Source organism: uncultured Photobacterium sp. (assembly GCF_947502415.1).
GTDB lineage: Bacteria > Pseudomonadota > Gammaproteobacteria > Enterobacterales > Vibrionaceae > Photobacterium.
Map to the genome: position 1 here is coordinate 1 of NZ_CANMZV010000082.1, position 1243 is coordinate 1243.

2 protein-coding genes are annotated in these 1243 nt (G+C 38.5%); both read left to right on the forward strand.

Annotated features, from left to right (window positions below; genetic code table 11):
• Positions 1-105 precede the first annotated feature (105 nt).
• Positions 106-585, forward strand: a complete 480-nt coding sequence (locus tag Q0852_RS23590; RefSeq protein WP_299022871.1) for a hypothetical protein — start codon at positions 106-108, stop codon at positions 583-585.
• Positions 586-831: 246 nt separating this feature from the next.
• On the forward strand, positions 832-1077 hold the full coding sequence (locus Q0852_RS23595) for a hypothetical protein (RefSeq protein WP_299022874.1): 246 nt from the start codon (positions 832-834) through the stop codon (positions 1075-1077).
• Positions 1078-1243 lie beyond the last annotated feature (166 nt).

The window sequence follows — 1243 nt, forward strand, 5'->3', positions numbered from 1 at the left end:
GTCGCCATAAGATCACCCGATAACTCGACAAATAACTAAACTATAGTTCAAATCACCAAGTTGGCATCACGACCCATTTCTCTAAAAAGAGAGGATGATGGCTATTTGCGTTTAAGCGTTAATATGTTGAGCCTTCTTCCTGAGGAACGCATCATTATTGATTCGAACTCATGGGAGAATATTGGCACCCCTTATGATCTTCGTTGTACCCCACAGGGTAAAGAACTTGAAGTTAAGTATCATAATGGTGATTATCTTTACTTAAGGTTTCTTGAATTAGCATCTGCTGATCAAGCAACTCGTCGTTATAGTTCAGATGTGTTTAATTCTCATCTTGATATTAATTATCCAATTACAGTTGTTGAGATAAACATGTCAATCGGTGGGACAAGTATAAATCTGACACTTTCAGAAACTACATTTGGTGGTAACACAATTAAAGGTGGCTTAATGTCCCATTGTGGTTTTGGCATCGTGTTGAGTAATACAGGTTTAGATTGGCTTCAAAATCCAAAATGGAAACTTCAGTCTAAAGTTGAACATGTTGAAGGTACAAATATCGTAAAGGTTAAATTTGGTCGATAGACGCAAAGTGCATAACAAAACAATCAAGGTGATGCGTTACACTCGGCAGTTTTGGTTTGAAGTTCGGCGTGCTTGACTAGTTCAGTGTTGGCACACCTTATTGTAGGCGTTAACTGCCCGAGTGAGAGTGACTGCTAATCAAGATTAATCGTAACGAACGTAAGCACATTCAAAGAAGTTGCCATTATGATAAGGAAATAATGAACTGGAACTATGTAACCTGTTCATGTCGATGGAATTTATTGTATGGATATTAATTGGTTAAAAGACCGTATATTGCTTCTTTTAACAGGTGTTATTTGCTCTCTTCTTGTATTGGTGTCATGGAGATATTTTGGAGATTACATACATGTAATGCTTTTAGCTCTTGCCGCCTATGTATCAATAAGAGATCTTATAAAAAAGCAAAGAGTCATTATTTCCTTAACTGTTTTGTGTTTGATTGTTACTTCACTGATTTCTCCATACATATCAATGTGGTTTGGCAGTTAACAAAGCAATCAAGGTGATGCGTTACACTCGGCGGTTTTGGTTCGAAGTTCGGTGAGCTTTGTTGGCTCAGTGGGGCACACCTTATTGCAGGCGTTATGGCTTAAAAGCACAGGTAACGTGGCTTTCGCTTAAAGGTCTGTGGGTCAAGCTTAGCGGCTACCAAGCC

Excerpts from the sequence above, each read along its gene's own strand:
- Q0852_RS23595 (WP_299022874.1), top strand. The coding sequence starts at position 832 with ATGGATATTAATTGGTTAAAAGACCGTATATTGCTTCTTTTAACAGGT.